This window comes from Myxococcus sp. CA056 (genome assembly GCF_013336715.1).
Lineage (GTDB): Bacteria > Myxococcota > Myxococcia > Myxococcales > Myxococcaceae > Myxococcus > Myxococcus llanfairpwllgwyngyllgogerychwyrndrobwllllantysiliogogogochensis.
Genome location: NZ_JABUMT010000014.1, coordinates 182,607 through 197,805, shown reverse-complemented (window position 1 = coordinate 197,805; position 15,199 = coordinate 182,607). Strand labels below are relative to the sequence as shown.

The following is a 15,199-nucleotide window of genomic DNA, read 5'->3' as shown; positions in this document are numbered from 1 at the left end:
CCCCTTGCGTGGATGAACCACGGCGGGAGCGGTCGATTGCACGGCGTGCGCCCACCGGCGTGCGACCGGAAAGAGGCGACTGGCGCGACAGCGCAATTGCCCTCCTGGCGGGGACGTGGCCGTGTCAAGGCGCTCCCCTGGCGACGCGCCTTCCCAGGTGGGGCGGGCGTGCTGCCCCCGCTGGGTATTCGCGCGCATCACCCTCGGGGGGCTTGTGCGGACGCGAGCGCCAGGCCCCAGCGGCACGGCGGGCCGCCCCGCGACCCCTGGCGGCTGGATTTCGACCGCTCGGCCTGACGAGGCGGTGGGCCTCGCGGGAGCGTGCCACCTTGGGGCTGACCCTTTCGGTCATCGACAACGGAGACACGTCCATGCGAACCGCGCCCCCCAGCACCGCCTATAGGGCCGCCCTTGGCCTCGCGCTCTTCGCCTCGCTCATCCTGATCTGGTTGAGCCTCGGCGTCGGCATCATCGGAGCGGACGGCGACCGCACCAACCTGGTCTACGGAGGGGTGCTGCTCGTCGGCCTTGCTGGCGCCTTCGTCGTGCGCCTGCGCGCGGCCGGCATGGCCCGCACGCTGGTCGCGATGGCCTTCACGCAGGCGGTCATCGCCGGAGTCGCTGTGCTCGCCGGCTGGGGGATGCCATGGAGCCCTCCTGTCGAACTCCTGACGCTCAACGCCGGCTTCATCGCGATGTTCCTCGGGTCCGCCTGGCTGTTCCAGCGCGGTGCGCATGGGCGACTTGAGGCGCGGTGAGCACGTGACGACGTGTGGCGCGGCGCCAGCAAGTGGACGAACCGCTCTCGTCACCGTCCCGAGAGCACCTGGTCGAGCCGGTCCCGAAAGCTGCGGCTCAGCTTGAGGCGGCGACCATCATGCAGTTGCACCCAGTACTCGCCATGGAAGAGCGGCTGAAGCTCCCGGACCCGCTCCAGATTGACGAGCGTCGAGCGATGGATGCGCAGGAAGCGGCGCGGGTCGAGTTGCGCTTCCAGCTCACGCAGCGACTGACGCAGCAGGTGCGAACGACTGCCCACGTGCACCTGGACATAACAGTCTTCCGCCTCGACCCAGTCGATCTGCTCGACGGGAACCAGCAGCACCCTCCCCGCCTCCTTCACCGCGAGTCGCTCGAGATAGGTCGGTGATGCGACAGGACGCGCGGCGGGAACAGGCTCCTCGGCCGAGTACAGCTCACCGAGCTGGCGCGCCATGCCCTGCACCCGGAGTCCCCGAACGCGCTCCTTCGCACGGGCGAGGACACTGGCGAACCGCGCGTCGTCGAAGGGCTTGAGCAGGTAGTGGACCGCCCCGACGTCGAAGGCCTGGAGCGCATAGGTGTCGAAGGCCGTGACGAACACCACGGCCCCCGCGGCGCCCGGCCCCACAGCCCGCAACACCTCGAACCCGTCCGCACCTGGCATCTGGATGTCCAGGAAGAGCACATCCACGGGCCCCTGCCGGAGCACCTTGATTGCCTCGCGGCCCGTCGCGCACTCTCCCACCACCTCCATGCCCGCGTCGCCCGCGAGCAGCGAGCGGAGGCTCTGGCGGGCCAGGGGCTCATCATCCACCACGAGCGTGCGGAGGCGCTCGCGCTGCATGAGCGCGCTCATCGAGCCGCCTCCTGCACCAGGAAGGGGATGGCCACCTCGGCCAGCGTTCCGCCATCCGGGGTTCGACTGAGCAACAACCTGTGCCGCGCTCCGTACAGATGGCGCAGGCGCGCGCGGGTATTGGCAAGGCCCACGCCTCCGGACTCGGCGGACGGGCGGTCCTGCCTCGCACCCTCGGGAGCATCTCCCGCCCCAGAGTCCCGTACCGAGAGGCACAACATCTCCGCCTCACGGCGGATGTGGACCGACACCCTCCCCTCACCCTCTCGTGCGCACGTGCCATGGCGCACGGCGTTCTCCACGAGCGGCTGGAGCAACAACTGAGGAACGAGCGCCCCGAGCACCTCCGGGTCCACATGGAAGTCGGTGCGAAGCCGGTCCTGGAAGCGCACCTGTTCAATTCCGAGGTAGCGCTCGACCAGGTCGACCTCCTGTTGAAGGGGAACCTGCTGATTCGCATCGCTCCGCAACACCGCCCGCAGCAGGTCCGCCAGACTCGCGACCACCCGGAGCGCCCCTGCCTTGTCGTCGTTCCGCACGAGCCCGGACACGGTGTGCAGCGCATTGAAGAGGAAGTGGGGGCGCAATTGCATCTGCAAGGCCAACAACTGGGAGCGCAGGAGCTGCGATTCCAGCTCGGAGGCCCGCACCGTGCGCTCCAGGTAGAGCCGATGGAAGCGCAACGCGTGGCCCACGGCGAGCACGCCCAGGTAACAGAAGAAGCAGTAGGCCAGCGCGCCGAAGAAGTACTGCAACAACGGGCGCTGCGGGTGCTCGACGAACCTCTCCAACACCCAGCCGACGACGAACTCGAGCCCCCACAGGACCAGGAACAGCGCCACATGCACGCCCACGCCTCGGCGCCATCGCGGACCGTCGAGCGGGTAGCGCTCGCACAAACGGAAGATGAGCGGCGTGTAGAGCGCCCACAGCCACATTCCCAGGATGTTGCTGAGAAAGAAGAAGGTGCTCGGCAAGGGCCGGCCCGTGGAGAGGGCGCCACCAACGCCCCCTGCCACCGCCACACAGCCCACGAGCGTCCACACACCACCCGTCAGCGCCATCGCACGCCAGCGGGAAACCGCGACAGCAGGGAATGACATCGTCATGGGAGCCCCGACACGCGAACTGAAGCAGGCGGCGCAACCCTAGTGCATCTGCATTCCTCCCCTGGAAGATGCCTCACACGGCGGTGAGCATCGGTCCTCGCACACGAAGGCCGTGACAGGACATGTCGCCCACGCGCGGCAGGCGTGGCCTCCGGCTCGGCCCCACGTCAGGCCGCTTCACCTCACCTTTCCGCCAGCTCACAGCAAAGCCGAGGTGCCTGTCGCGCACGGAAGGCATCTTCCGGGGCGCACCCTCATCCGGGGCGTGCCGAGGCAGCAGTGAGCATTCAACGACTGGAGAGAGTCCCCATGAGCTACGCAGGAGTCGTGAAGGTGGTTTCGTCGATGGTCGCGGTGAGCGTCGTCGCATTCGCGCCCGCCGTCTGGGCGGAGCACTGCCACAAGGTGCATGCGGATTTGATCGAACACCCGGCCACGGAAGGGTGCCTCAACGGAGCGACGCGATGCTTCCTCGGAGAAGTGGACGGGAACCACGGCCTGCGCGGCGTCACCCACTTCAAGGCGCAGGAGGCGCGTCTCGCGCTGACCACCGCTCCGGGGTGGCTCAGCTACGCCGGCTTCTTCCACTACACGCTCGAGAAGGGGACCCTCGTCGCCCGTGAGACGGGCGTCACGAACGCCGGCTACGTGACGGCGCATCACGAAATCCTCGAGGGAACAGGGAAGTTCGCCGGCGCGACGGGCTACCTCTTCGTGAGCGGTCTCCTGCTCGACAACGGCAACAGGATTGTCACCCGCGTGACGGGGGAGATCTGCACGCCCTGAGGTCGGCGCGCGTCGGGCCCGTCTTTCGCGCCTGACGACCCATGGCGGGGAAAAGAGTGGGGCCCCACGCGACGTCCGCGTGGGGCCCCAGGGAACGTGACATCCAGCCAGTCCAGCCGCTGGAGCTTTTTCCTGGTCTGGAACCCGGGACGTTTTTTCGCGGGCGGCCTTCGGGAAATTCCAGGCCGCGCCTCCCGGTGACAGCTCGGAGCATGTGCTGGACGACCAGCCCCGTGTCGCCGCGACGTATTCCTCTTGCAGTGCACTTGCATCGAGGAACGATGAAACGACCTGGCTTGCTCGCGACCTTCTTGATGGGCTTCCTGCCTGCCGCCACGGTGGGGGCGTATTCGCTCAACACCGCGGTCAGATGGGGAGACAACCCCTACGTCATCGATGTCATCACCGGCCCATTCCAGACCCACTTCGGACTGAACAATGCCAGCATCATGACCATCGCGCGTTCTGCCCTTCAGTCCTGGCAGAACTCAGGGGTCCGGTTCAACACGAACATCGAATTCCACGACACGACGCCCAACGCCTCGGACCTCGAGATTGAAGCCAAGACGTGCTGCGACGGCGATTGCTCGGGGAACAGCTGTCTCGGACGGTCGTCCTACATCTTCCTCTCCGACAACTGCTCCATCGACATCTACATGAACACCGGCGTCGCGAGCGCGTACTCGGACAACGGGACCCAGACCTTCGACCTCCAGTCCATCTTCACGCATGAGTTCGGGCACTGCCTCGGGTTGACCCATCCCTCCACGAGTTCGCCTGAAGCCGTCATGCACCAGGGGAACTACGCCTTCGGGGCCTATCCGAAGCGCTTCCCTCGCGAGGACGACAAGCTGGGCGGACAGCACGCCCAATACATCGCGGACTATCCCGTCAGGGTCCGCGCCCGGACGGGCGGCGGCTGGACGCAGGTGGGAACGACCTCCGGAAGCGTAGGCGTGGCGACGCAGACAGACGGGTGGTCGCTCGTGACCTTCGAGAACGACTCGAACCAGGACTACACCAGCCGCATCTCGTACGTCGGTATCGACCCCAGTGGCACCGTGGGACCGACCTGCACTTCGACGGACTATGCCTTCGACGGCGTGGCCGTCTCCGAGAATCCAGGCGGGGGCTTCGCGGCGGCGTTCCGCTCGTCCAATGACACCGGAGCCATCTACGTCTACCGGGGCGTCTACGGCAGCCTGGCCGGATGTTTCTGGGGAGGAAGCCCCCAGCTCACGACGATGACGTCCCATCGGCGCCCGAGCCTCGCGTATGACGCGGCGTCAGGTCGGCTGGTGATGGCCTTCATCGAGATGGGGACAGGAAAGCTCCGGGTCTCCACGTCGACCAGCGCCGGCACCTGGACCACCCCCACCCAGATCAACGGCGAATGGACCGACACGTCGGTCGGGATTGATTGCGGCTACTGGGCGCCCGCCGGTGCCAACCGCTGCTTCCTCACCTTCCCAGCCTCGAACGGCGAGCACCAACTGCGCATCGCCGAGGGCTACATCACCGCGGCCGGCACCTTCATGTACCTGGGGACGCACGTCACGGCGGGCTGGACGCTCAACGTCGCCTCGGACGTGCAGATCGTGAATGGCAACCGCCTGGAAATCATCCACGCCTCCACCAACAACACCCGCGACGCGTACATGTACATCCGGGACTGCGCCAGCGGCACGTGCACGGACTCCAACTTCCCCATCGAGCGCAAGACGTTCGTTGGCGGCAGCATCTCCAGCGCGAAGCTGGTGACGGCGGCTCCTTGAGCCTGGACCTTCGCGAGACCCCGCAACACCAGACTCCTGGAGACACATTGTCATGAAGTCCTTCTTCAAGCAGGGAATGATGGTTGTCGTCGGTGCGGTCGTGGGCCTGGGAGCCGTGGGTGTGGGGAGGGCGCTGATACCAACCCCCGCGCTGGGCCCGGCGGGCCGGGGACATGTCCACGACGATTACGCGCGGTACACGCTGGGGCCCGAAGGCTACGTGGCCCAGTCCGACCTCATCGTCACGGGCCGCGTCACCCGACAGGTGGACACGCACCGCAAGGTCCAGGGCAGCAAGAGGCCTCGCTACTTCCAGAAGCTGGAGGTGGAGGTGGACGCGGAGCTGTATCGGAACGCGGAGCGGCTCCCGGGCTCCGCGACTCGCGTGGTCGTGGCGGTTCCAGCGGCGGGCATGGACGCGTCGGCGGGGCGCGCCCACCTGGGCACGCTGGATGGACACCGGCAGTTGTTCTTCCTGCGGCGCTCACCCGACGTCGCGGGGGCCTTCGTCCTCCTCCGGGGCGACCATGGACATGTCGACCTGGACGCAGCCTCGGTCCAGCACGAGGTGCTCCCGGGAGCGACTCCCTCCGCGCTGCTCGACACGCTCAAGCGCTTCGTCGCGTCCACCCAGCTCTCGGTTCCTCGCACGGAGCGCACCTCACTGGACTCCGTTCCCCAGGGCGCGGTGCCGGGCCGGCTCTACGGACGCGCGGACCGGCCCGCCACGCTGACCACGCCCGCTCCCGACGAGGCGGGCACGGTGGTGTTCGACGCGCTCCCTGAAGGCGCGGTGGCGACACGGGTCCACGTCGTGAACGTGGGTGAGCGCTGCTTCGTGAGGCTGGCCTGGGAACCCGGACCGGCCTCGGGGCCCGTGGCGCTCCACATCAAGGATGGCGCCCGGCCGTCCGACTGCGCGGCCCTGCTCGACAAGACGTTCTGACGTCGCACGTCCAACGCGTCCGCGACCCGGCCTGCCCGTGGCGATGGCCGGGTCGCGGTGCTCACAGGATGATGTGTTCGATGGGCTTCCAGACGGGCTGGAGGTCCTTCGTCAGGACACCCACCTCGGGGACCACCAGCTCCTCGGCGTGCAGCAGGTAGGGGCCACCCTTGACGTTGCGCCCCACGAGCAGGAACGTGTAGCGGCCCGAGGGGAGCGCGTCGTACACGACCTCCGGGGAGGTCACTCCCGCCGGGCCGAGCACCCCCAGCTCGAGCTTGATTCGTTCCACGCGACCGTAGCTGCGGATCGGCGACAACGTCCCCGGGACGAGCACCGCCTGGTGGAGGGCGACATCCTCGGGGGGAGTGCCCGTGACACGGGGCACACGCAGCCGCAGCGTGGAGTGGCCTTCTCGCTCCTGAAGTTGGAGCACTCTCCGCTCGTTGGGGGCCAGCGTCACCCGGCGCGGGATGTACCGGCCCGACTGGGTCTCCGACCAGGGGTTCCCCATGAAGTCGTACCTGGAACTGAGGGAGATGGCGTACTCCCCGGGCTCCAGTCCTCCCATGGAGAAGGACCCTTCGCTGACGTCCACGATGCCGGAGCGATGGAGCTTCTGGCCCCCCAGGGCGCTCAACCGCAGTGTCACCTTCGCGGGCTGTCCCTCGCGGTCCTTCACGGTGCCCTCCAACCGCGCGCCCGGCGAGAGCACCACCTCCAGCGTCTCCTCGCCCGAACCCACCGACTGTTGAAGCGGCAGGTAGCCGGAGTGGGAGACTTCCATGGCCAGGGGACCCGCCTCCATCGGCCCGAACTCGAAGGCGCCCGAGGGGTCCGTTTTCGCGCTCGCCAGCTCGGGAGCCTGCGCCGACGAGGACTCATCGACCTGGGAGGACGGTGAGCGCCGGACGACCACCTGGGCGTTTTCGACGGGGGCGGAGGTCGTCGCGTCCACCACCCGCCCGCGCACCCACCGCCCTGCTTCGAGGACCAGCGTGCCCAGGTCCACGTCCTGGCCGCGCTCCACCCGGACCTCGCGGATGATGCGCGTGTGCCCCGGGGCCTCGAGCGTCAGCCACGCCACACCGGGTTGCTGGATGGGGCGCCGGAAGGCGCCGTCCTCGCTCTGAAAGGACTCTTCGTTGACGGTGAAGCGGTCAATGGGCGTGCCGTCCGAGCGCCGGAGCTTTCCGCGGATGCTCCCCAGATAGCGCAGCACCAGCCTCACGTTCGTCGAGCCCGCGGCGACCTGGTGCTCGGGGAGCGGGTCGAAGGCGTCATCCTCCCCGCGCTTCGCCACGCGCAACACGTAGCCCGGCTTCTCGACGGTCAGGTTGCTGTCGCCTCGCAGCAGGTGATGGACGGTGAAGCGGCCCGCCTCGTCCGTGAGCGAGGATGCGTCCTCCAGTCGGATGCCGTGCTCCTGCTCATACAGCTGGGCATGGTTCTCCCGCTGCGAGTGGGCCTTCACCTGAGCGCCAGCCAGGGGCCTGCCCGCCTCGTCCACGACGACACCGGATACCGACTTTCCGGTGTCCATCCGGAAGACCACCGTCGACTGTTCCCCGGGGCGCACCTCGACGACGCGCGAGGCGCGATGAGGCGCCCCCGTGTTGAAGACCGCCCGAAGCGTGTAGCGACCCGGCTCCACGATGCGCATGACGAAGCGTCCTTCTTCGTCGCTCACGCACTCGGTGGTTCGGTCCTTCTTTCCCTCGGCGAACAGGGTGAGCGCCACCTCCGGGAGCGGCTCACCCCGGGCGCTCACCACGGTGCCCTCCACGTGCCCACCGGCGTGCAGCACCAGTCGAAGGTCCTGGACCGGAGCCTCCACACGCTCCAGGCGCGTGACGACGAAGTCCTCCCCGTAGGCGACGAGGATATAGGGGCCCGCTTCGGGCAGCTCGAGCACGAAGCGCCCCGCCGCGTCGGTCCGCGTTTCGAACCTCGTGGACTCGTAGTCTCCGAACCTTTGGACCTCCCCCTTGGCTTGCACCTCACCGGAAGGACGCGCCTTGTCCTTGCTCAGCCGAGGCGGCGTCATGGCCGCCACGGTGGCCTCCGCCAGGGGATGCCCGTCCACGTCGGTGACCAGTCCCTCCATGAGGACGGCTGGCGCGCGCTGGGAGTCCGGCGTCGTGCCCTCGGCAGGCACCTCCCCCGCCTGGGCCCCGGTCCGCCCGGCGTCGGGCGCCCCACCCAGCGACTGCTGGGCGGAAGCCTCGTCAACCGTGGGCGCGGCCATCGGGGTCTCAGGGGTGCCGAGGGAGAACCGCGTCACGGCGAATCCCAGCACGACGACACCCAGGGCGATTGCCACCACGGACGTGCTTTTCATGAGGCCTCCCGTCGACGTCACGCTAGCAGCATCCAACGCCCTCTCGTGCACGGGCGCGGTGTCTGCCCATCCACCCCGCCCCCAGGCACTGACCTTCAGGCCACCGCTTCCGGCGTCGACGGGGTCCGCTTCGACGAGAGGGCACTGCCCACCGACGCCAGGACGATGAAGCCGACGGCCAGGGCCTGCACCCACGAGAGCCGCTCGTCCAGGAACAGCAGCCCCGCGAGCGCCCCGAGCGCGGGCTCCAGACTCATCAGGATGCCAAAGGTCCGCGTGGGCAGCTCCTTGAGCGCCATCATCTCCAGTGAATAGGGCAGCGCGCTCGACAGCACGGCGATGCCCAGCACCGCGGGCAGCAGCGACACGTCCAGCAACGAGGTGCCCGCCTGCGCCACGCCAAAGGGAACGACGAGCAGGGCCGCGGTGAGCATGCCCAGTGACGCGGCCGTCCCGCCGTGCACGGAGGCGCCCGCCTTCTGGCCGAACACGATGTAGAGCGCCCAGCACGTGCCCGCCACCAGCGCCCAGCCGACCCCCACCCAGTCGAGCGCCTTCCCGGTCCCCGCCAGTGGCAGGATCATCACCACGCCCGCCACGGCCAACAGCGCCCAGATGAAATCGACGGCCTTCCGAGTCGACAGGAGCGCCACCGCGAGGGGCCCGGTGAACTCGATGGCGACGGCGATGCCCAGGGGGATCCGCTCCAGCGCCAGGTAGAAGGTCAGGTTCATCACCCCGAGCGAGGCGCCATACACGAGGACGGAGCGCAGCTCCGCGCGGGTGAGGCGCTTGCGCCAGGGACGCCAGATGGCCAGCAGAATCAGGCTGGCGAACACGAGCCGGAGCGCCGTCGTCCCTTGTGCGCCGACGACGGGAATCAACCGCTTGGCGAGCGAGGCCCCCACCTGGATGCAGCTCATCGCGACCAGCAACAGGAGCACGGCGCTGGTGCGGGGGCTGGTCAGCCCACGGAGTCGAGACATGCCGCGCACTGTCGCACAAGCGCACCAGGGCAGGTCATCGCTCACCTCCGGCGGAGTCGAAGCCGCCGGTGCTCCAGAATCGCGCGCCACCCGTCCGCTTGCAGCGGGTGCAGCCAGGCGCGCGCGCGATTCTGGAAAGCCGTCCGGGTTACTTCTTCTTGTCGGCCTTCTCCTTCTTCTTCTTCTGCTTCTCCTTCGTCGACAGCTTCGGCTTGTTGTCCTTCTTCGCCTTCTCTTGACCCTTGGGCACGGTATCGCTCCTTACGCCCGACCACGGCGAACCCCATCCTACCGCGCCCGGACTGTCGCGGGTGGGAATTGCCCGGCCCCGCGAGCCTCGGCGGCACAGGAGGGCACGCTCCCGTCGCGCGCCCTCCCCTGCCCGCCTGCTAGTGGTAGAGGCGGATCTCACACACCTGGGAGTAGCTGCTCACTCCAGGGAACGTGCCGGACACGTAGAGCCGCACGTGTTTCGAAATCAGCCCTCCGCCGGGACGCTGGCTGTAGTCCGCGACGACCGTCTGATTGGGGCCATAGGACATGGACCCACTGTCACTCGTGCTCCAGGTGCTCCCGTTCAGGCCGACAGCCATCGCCCAGCCCGTGGGGTTCCACTGCCCGAAGTCGATCTCCATCCGCTTGATGAGGTACTCGCGCTCCATGTAGACGTACACCGACTGCGAGTTCCCATTGCTGCTCCACCAGCACGAACTCTTGTTCCTGTCCGCGACGGTGTAGGCCGCCATGGGATTGACGGTGGCGTTGCCAGCGCCCACTCGAATCTGATTGGAGACGGTGACGGGGCCGGAGAAGCCCTGGTAACTCACGTCGAGCCGGTTCACGACCTTCAGCATCAGCGTCGAGCCGCCCAGTCCCGCCGTGTCGAAGGTCCAGTGCCGATCCGTGAAGGCAGCGCTCTCCTCTCCAACCTTGGTCCACGTCAGGCCGCTGTCCTGCGACAGGTAGTAGTCGACGAGCTGCGGCGCCGGGTGGGACCAGTGGACGTGGATGTCATCGCCATCCAGGGTCAGGGAGGTCCCCGAGGAGGCGGTCACATCAATCAAATCCGTGACGGTCAGCGTCGTCGTATTGGAGACCACGGTCTGCTGGTAGGCGTCCACCACGCGCCAGTGGGAGACGCGCGGCTGGATGTGGTGGTCGATGGGATAATAGATGTGATTGCTGGTGATGGTCCCGACCGTCTGCCAGGTCTGGGGAGCCTGGGGCGTCGAGCGCTGGAGGAGCAGGGTGTCACCTCCGCCGCTGACGGTGAAGTACGGGTACTGGGATGACCGGGTGACCACTGAATCCGGCAAGGAGAGGACGGGCTTGCTGACGGGGTTGGTGACCCAGATGGGCGCCATCACGACTTCGGCGTTCTCCCATTGCTGCCTGAGCGTGACGACGTAGATGGACTCGTAGGGCGTCAGCGAGAAGACCTCCTTCAGGTCGATGAGTCCTATGTCGGTGTACGGGATTTCCTTGATGGGTGCGTTGGGCTGGAAGGGGCTCCAGACCTGGAGCGTCGTCCAGTTGTTGCCGCCACCGGTGCCATCCTTGGTCGTCCCCCACACGGTGAAGTCGAGCCGCCGCTCGGTGGGGCTGAGCGCGAACTCGGAGCCCATGGGACGGCCGTTGACCATGAAGAAGCCGGAGGCAGGCGGCAGGGCCGTGCGGAACACCGAGCGGTTGCGCAGCGCGATGAGGAAGTTGTCGTAGTTGAACGGCGTGCCGGGAGGCAGGACGACACCGGCGCGGCCCTGGGCCGTGTCGTGGCCATGGGTCTTCTCGCGGGGCACGCCGGGCTCGTCGATGTAGCGGCGCACCCAGGTGCCGTTCGGGTGCTGTTCCATGAAAGCGCCCCCCAACTGCTCGCGGGTGGTGGAGTGCGCGTCGGTATTGGAGACGGGGGCGACGCGGAAGCCGCGCCGCAGCAGCTCGAAATACTTGGGGAGCCCGTTGTACTCGGCGAGTTCGACGGCATCTCTCACCTTCTGGCGTCGGTCCGGCGCCGTGGGGAGCGTGAAATACACGTCGTCGTTCGGATGGTTCAGCTGGATGTGGGTGCTCAACAGCGGGTCCGCCGAGTAGTTGTCGACGATCTCGTCGTGCATGTTCCCGATGTTGGAGGAGTTGACATGCAGATTGCGGTTGAAGCTGTTGAAGTGGTGGTCATGGCTTGAGCCCGTCCCATCATCCGGGCCCACATGAGACTCCCTGCCCCTGAGGACGAGCAGCTCGGATTGCCCGTTCGCATCCAGCACGGGGCTCAGCTGGGAGATGGGGTCATCGTCGTCGTAGGACTTCCACGACGTGGTGTGGTTGCTGGTGCCGAAGAAGTCATAGCCGTGGCGGAAGGCGGACAGCAGCACCTCGCTTCGGATGATCTGGGGCGTGAAGCTGAGCGACCCGCCATCCATGGCGTCATGGCCGCGGGGGTGATTGTGCAGGTCCCCCACGAAGGTCTGCCAGCCGCCACCTCCCAGCTCCGTGGCGATGCGATTGCGGTATTTGCTCTCCCGGACCGCGGGGACCGGATACCGGTCCAAGGCGAGCACGTTCGTCACCTCATCATCAGCGAGGCCCGGGGTGGAGAACAATGCGGCGGCCAGCAGCACGCTGCCGCCGAGACGTCTGTTTCGAGACATGGGAACCACTTCCTCAGGAGGGACGCAGCAAGGGCGGACGAATCAAGTGAGCGTCACCCACTCTCACTACGGAGGAAGCCGCGAGGACTGGTCGTTGCGAACCGGCTGAACCACTTCGAGCGCGGCCTGGGTGGCTCGGGGAGCCGGGCCTGCATCCGGCTCGCATGTCCGCCGCGCTCGTTCTCCGAAGCCCTTGCGACCGACTTGCCCCCTGGCCGCGAGGACGCCCTCACCCCGCCGCGGGCCCGTGCCTCATCGCTTCCAGCGCGCGTGGATCCGGCCGTTGACCACGTCGACGGCCATCCAGTCGTCCGCGAAGGCGGCGGAGCAGTCGCACTGCACGCCCTTCAGGTGCTCCCGAATCAACTGGAGCTTGAAGCCACGCGGCGTCTTCAGGATGGCGACAACGCGCTCCTTCGACTGACCGAGTCGCTGCTTCACGTCGAGCACCTTCCCCGTCGCCGCGTCGATGAGCGCCACGCCCACCCATTCGTACCCGGGACGGTCGTCGCGGGTGAAGAACACCAGCGCGCGGCGGTCATCCACCGCGAAGGCGGAGACGCCACCGCCGACGGACCCTTTCGCTCCAGCCAGCCGGCAGACGGACTTCCCATCCGCGACGTTCGCGATGGAGCCGTACCAGGCCTTCTCCAGCGGCAGCCCGGTCTTCCCTCCCGAGGTCTCCACGACGGCCGTCATGTCGTCCTCGGTGCACTCGCCCGAGGCGGAGTCGAAGGCCACCGAGAACACGTGCGCTCCGACCTGGCACTCCCACCGGAAGTCACAGTCGGCGACCTCCGGCTCGGCGGCCTCCACCGAGACCGCACCGCAGCACAACATCAGCGCCACCCAACCACCGCGTGTCATCGAGGCCTCCGTGCGGGCCCCGCTCGGGCCGCTCGGTGGCCAGCGTCGTAGACCGCGTCGCGGAGAGCAATGGTGAACGCGCCCCACCTGTCCTTGGAACGGGGCACCCCTCCCTCCATGCGAAGGGTGCCCACGCCCATCGTTCACATCGGCTTCGGGGGGAGCGGCTGGGAGCTGAGACACCACACGTCGCCGCACACCCGCTCGCAGGAGAGCCCCGCGCACTGGTAGGTGGGCACGTCGCACTGCACGCCACAACCGCCGCAGTTCATGTTGTCGTTGTAGATGTTGATGCACACCCCATTGCAGAGGTGATGGAACGCGGGGGTGTTCCGCCAGCAGGACTGCGTCTCGGTGGTGTTCGCCGACTGGCAGGAGTCATTGGAGCAGACGGCGCTCGAGACGGAGCGCGACTGCGTGCCAGTCGGATCGCAGTCGTTGTCGAACCCCGCGCACTCGCTCCAACCGCCGACACTCGAGCCTCCGCAGGACGTGCCATTGGTGCTCCGGCTGCAGGCCCGGCTGTTGGAGTAGTACGTGGGCGAGCACTGCTCGGACTGGCACTTCTCGCGCATGAACTGCATCGACTGCGTCCCTCCGCTGTCACACACGTCGCTGAAGCCCGCGCAGTCGCTCCAGACGTAGCTGCTGTACTCGGGGCCACACCAGCTCCCCTCGGTGACGCGGCCGCAGGACCGCGACTCCACGTAGGAGTCACTGCCGCATGCCCCGCCCGAGCACACATGGCTGGAGACGGTGCGCTGCTGTGTCCCTGATTGGGCGCAGGTGCTGCTGAAGGAGCAGCTGCTCCAGCCGCTCGCGCCTCCCGAACCGCACGAGAGGCCATCCGTGTCACGGGAGCAGCCCCGGGACTCGGTGGACGAGGAGCCCTGGCAGCTCCCGCTCGAGCACGCGTAGTTCGTCACGCTCCGGGACTGGCTCCCACTCTCCCCGCAGGTACCGGAGAAGCCTCCACAAGCGCCCCAGTTCCCGGTGCCGCTGCCAGGGCCACAGGAGTTCCCGCTCGTGGTCCGCGCACAGCCCTCGCTCTGGGTCGCCGTCGAAGCCTGGCACTGCCCGCTGGAGCAGGCGTAGGTCGTCACGTCGCGCGAGCGCGAGCCGGACTCGCCACACTCCCCGGAGAAGCCGCCGCACGTGCTCCAGCCACCGCTCTGCGCGGTGCCACAGGTGGTGCCGTTGGCCACCGCGTTGTCGCCCGGGCACTGCGCACTGCTGCCCGTGCAGGTCTCCGCCGCGTCGCAGACGCCCGCCGCGCCCCGGCACAGCGTCCCCGCCGACTTGAAGCTCCACTCCGTCGAGGACAGGCCTGGCTCGCACACCTGGCAGGCTCCCGAGGGGTTCGTGGCACCGGGCGCATGGAGCGCGCCATCAATCCAGCAGCCGGCCACACACTGCGCCGCTCCGCCGCACACGCTCCCCGCGCCGCAGGACGTGCCCGCCGCCACAGGAGGGTGCAGACACGCGCCCACGGCATCACACGCATCCGCCGTACACGGGTTGCCGTCCTCCGGACACGCCGCGCCCACCGGCCGGAGCGAGTAGGAGCACGTCCCCCCCGAGCAGGTGCCCGCGGAAACATGGCACGGGCTCGGCGGGCTGTTGCAGGTCAGCGCGGTTCCCACGCAACCACTGGCGCTCTGTCCGTTGCACGTCTCCGCGAGGGTACAGGCGTTGCCGTCGTCACACGCCGCACCAGCGGAGCGCACGGTGCACACACCCTCCAACCCCGGCAGGTCGCAGGCATCACACGCGCCACCGCAGGCCTTGTTGCAGCAGACGCCGTCGGCACACAGGCCACTGAGACAATCCATGCCGGAGATGCACATCTCGCCGTTGTCACGCTTCGGCCCCGCGAGGGCCTCCACCGTTCCGGTCGGCACGACGTCGACACACGCACCATCCGCGCAAGCCTGTCCCTCGGGACAGGAGACGCCCTGACAGGCTTCGTCGATGCAACTGCCATCCTGACAGACCTCGCCCGCCTGACAGCCCGCATCGCAGGCCTCGTCCGGCGGGTCGGAGGCGCACCGCGCCAGGAAGAAGGAGAACACACACACCACGGCGGTTCTGAGCAACACGCTGCCTGAGGACTGAGGACGCAT

General features: G+C 67.9%; 11 protein-coding genes. 4 read left to right on the top strand and 7 right to left on the bottom strand.

All coding sequences use genetic code 11. From position 1 onward, the window contains the following. Nucleotides 1-371: 371 nt before the first annotated feature. Nucleotides 372-758, top strand: coding sequence for a hypothetical protein (locus tag HUA76_RS36750; RefSeq protein WP_141649114.1), 387 nt, complete (start codon nt 372-374; stop codon nt 756-758). Between the two features lie 50 nt (nt 759-808). Here the strand turns inward: HUA76_RS36750 and HUA76_RS36745 are convergent, their stop codons facing one another. After that, nucleotides 809-1,618 (bottom strand): LytTR family DNA-binding domain-containing protein, encoded by an 810-nt coding sequence (locus tag HUA76_RS36745; RefSeq protein ID WP_254614718.1) that lies wholly within the window; start codon nt 1,616-1,618, stop codon nt 809-811. After that, on the bottom strand, nt 1,615-2,727 hold the full coding sequence (locus HUA76_RS36740; protein WP_254614717.1) for a sensor histidine kinase: 1,113 nt from the start codon (nt 2,725-2,727) through the stop codon (nt 1,615-1,617). Before HUA76_RS36740 ends, HUA76_RS36745 begins: the two co-directional genes overlap by 4 nt. Before the next feature lie 309 nt (nt 2,728-3,036). Here HUA76_RS36740 and HUA76_RS36735 point away from each other — a divergent pair, with 309 nt between their 5' ends. The 3 genes from HUA76_RS36735 to HUA76_RS36725 all read left to right on the top strand — a co-directional run bounded on the left by HUA76_RS36735 (nt 3,037) and on the right by HUA76_RS36725 (nt 6,234). Continuing rightward, nucleotides 3,037-3,513: a hypothetical protein gene (locus HUA76_RS36735; RefSeq protein ID WP_174455776.1), complete on the top strand. Its 477-nt coding sequence runs from the start codon at nt 3,037-3,039 to the stop codon at nt 3,511-3,513. A 281-nt stretch (nt 3,514-3,794) separates the two neighbouring features. Next, complete coding sequence (locus HUA76_RS36730) at nt 3,795-5,288, top strand: matrixin family metalloprotease (protein ID WP_174455777.1); 1,494 nt, start codon at nt 3,795-3,797, stop codon at nt 5,286-5,288. Between the two features lie 52 nt (nt 5,289-5,340). After that, nucleotides 5,341-6,234 carry a hypothetical protein gene (locus tag HUA76_RS36725; protein WP_174463491.1) on the top strand — a complete coding sequence of 298 codons (894 nt, stop codon included), beginning with the start codon at nt 5,341-5,343 and terminating at the stop codon, nt 6,232-6,234. 61 nt (nt 6,235-6,295) lie between these two features. On the opposite strand, the gene HUA76_RS36720 is transcribed toward HUA76_RS36725, so the two are convergent. From HUA76_RS36720 to HUA76_RS36700, 5 genes are all read right to left on the bottom strand, one after another. Further along, nucleotides 6,296-8,575, bottom strand: coding sequence for a carboxypeptidase-like regulatory domain-containing protein (locus HUA76_RS36720; protein WP_174463490.1), 2,280 nt, complete (start codon nt 8,573-8,575; stop codon nt 6,296-6,298). 95 nt (nt 8,576-8,670) lie between these two features. Further along, nucleotides 8,671-9,561: an EamA family transporter gene (locus tag HUA76_RS36715; RefSeq protein ID WP_174455780.1), complete on the bottom strand. Its 891-nt coding sequence runs from the start codon at nt 9,559-9,561 to the stop codon at nt 8,671-8,673. Nucleotides 9,562-9,950: 389 nt separating this feature from the next. Continuing rightward, nucleotides 9,951-12,209, bottom strand: a complete 2,259-nt coding sequence (locus HUA76_RS36710; protein WP_174463489.1) for a hypothetical protein — start codon at nt 12,207-12,209, stop codon at nt 9,951-9,953. Nucleotides 12,210-12,461: 252 nt separating this feature from the next. Beyond that, a complete protein-coding gene (locus HUA76_RS36705; RefSeq protein WP_174455782.1) occupies nt 12,462-13,076 on the bottom strand; it encodes a hypothetical protein in 615 nt (204 codons plus the stop codon). Nucleotides 13,077-13,219: 143 nt separating this feature from the next. Next, nucleotides 13,220-15,199 (bottom strand): hypothetical protein, encoded by a 1,980-nt coding sequence (locus HUA76_RS36700; RefSeq protein ID WP_174463488.1) that lies wholly within the window; start codon nt 15,197-15,199, stop codon nt 13,220-13,222.

Excerpts from the sequence above, each read along its gene's own strand:
- HUA76_RS36730 (WP_174455777.1), top strand. The coding sequence starts at position 3,795 with ATGAAACGACCTGGCTTGCTCGCGACCTTCTTGATGGGCTTCCTGCCT.
- HUA76_RS36710 (WP_174463489.1), bottom strand. The coding sequence starts at position 12,209 with ATGTCTCGAAACAGACGTCTCGGCGGCAGCGTGCTGCTGGCCGCCGCA.
- HUA76_RS36725 (WP_174463491.1), top strand. The coding sequence starts at position 5,341 with ATGAAGTCCTTCTTCAAGCAGGGAATGATGGTTGTCGTCGGTGCGGTC.
- HUA76_RS36735 (WP_174455776.1), top strand. The coding sequence starts at position 3,037 with ATGAGCTACGCAGGAGTCGTGAAGGTGGTTTCGTCGATGGTCGCGGTG.
- HUA76_RS36750 (WP_141649114.1), top strand. The coding sequence starts at position 372 with ATGCGAACCGCGCCCCCCAGCACCGCCTATAGGGCCGCCCTTGGCCTC.
- HUA76_RS36715 (WP_174455780.1), bottom strand. The coding sequence starts at position 9,561 with ATGTCTCGACTCCGTGGGCTGACCAGCCCCCGCACCAGCGCCGTGCTC.
- HUA76_RS36720 (WP_174463490.1), bottom strand. The coding sequence starts at position 8,575 with ATGAAAAGCACGTCCGTGGTGGCAATCGCCCTGGGTGTCGTCGTGCTG.
- HUA76_RS36740 (WP_254614717.1), bottom strand. The coding sequence starts at position 2,727 with ATGACGATGTCATTCCCTGCTGTCGCGGTTTCCCGCTGGCGTGCGATG.
- HUA76_RS36700 (WP_174463488.1), bottom strand. The coding sequence starts at position 15,199 with ATGCGTCCTCAGTCCTCAGGCAGCGTGTTGCTCAGAACCGCCGTGGTG.
- HUA76_RS36745 (WP_254614718.1), bottom strand. The coding sequence starts at position 1,618 with ATGAGCGCGCTCATGCAGCGCGAGCGCCTCCGCACGCTCGTGGTGGAT.
- HUA76_RS36705 (WP_174455782.1), bottom strand. The coding sequence starts at position 13,076 with ATGACACGCGGTGGTTGGGTGGCGCTGATGTTGTGCTGCGGTGCGGTC.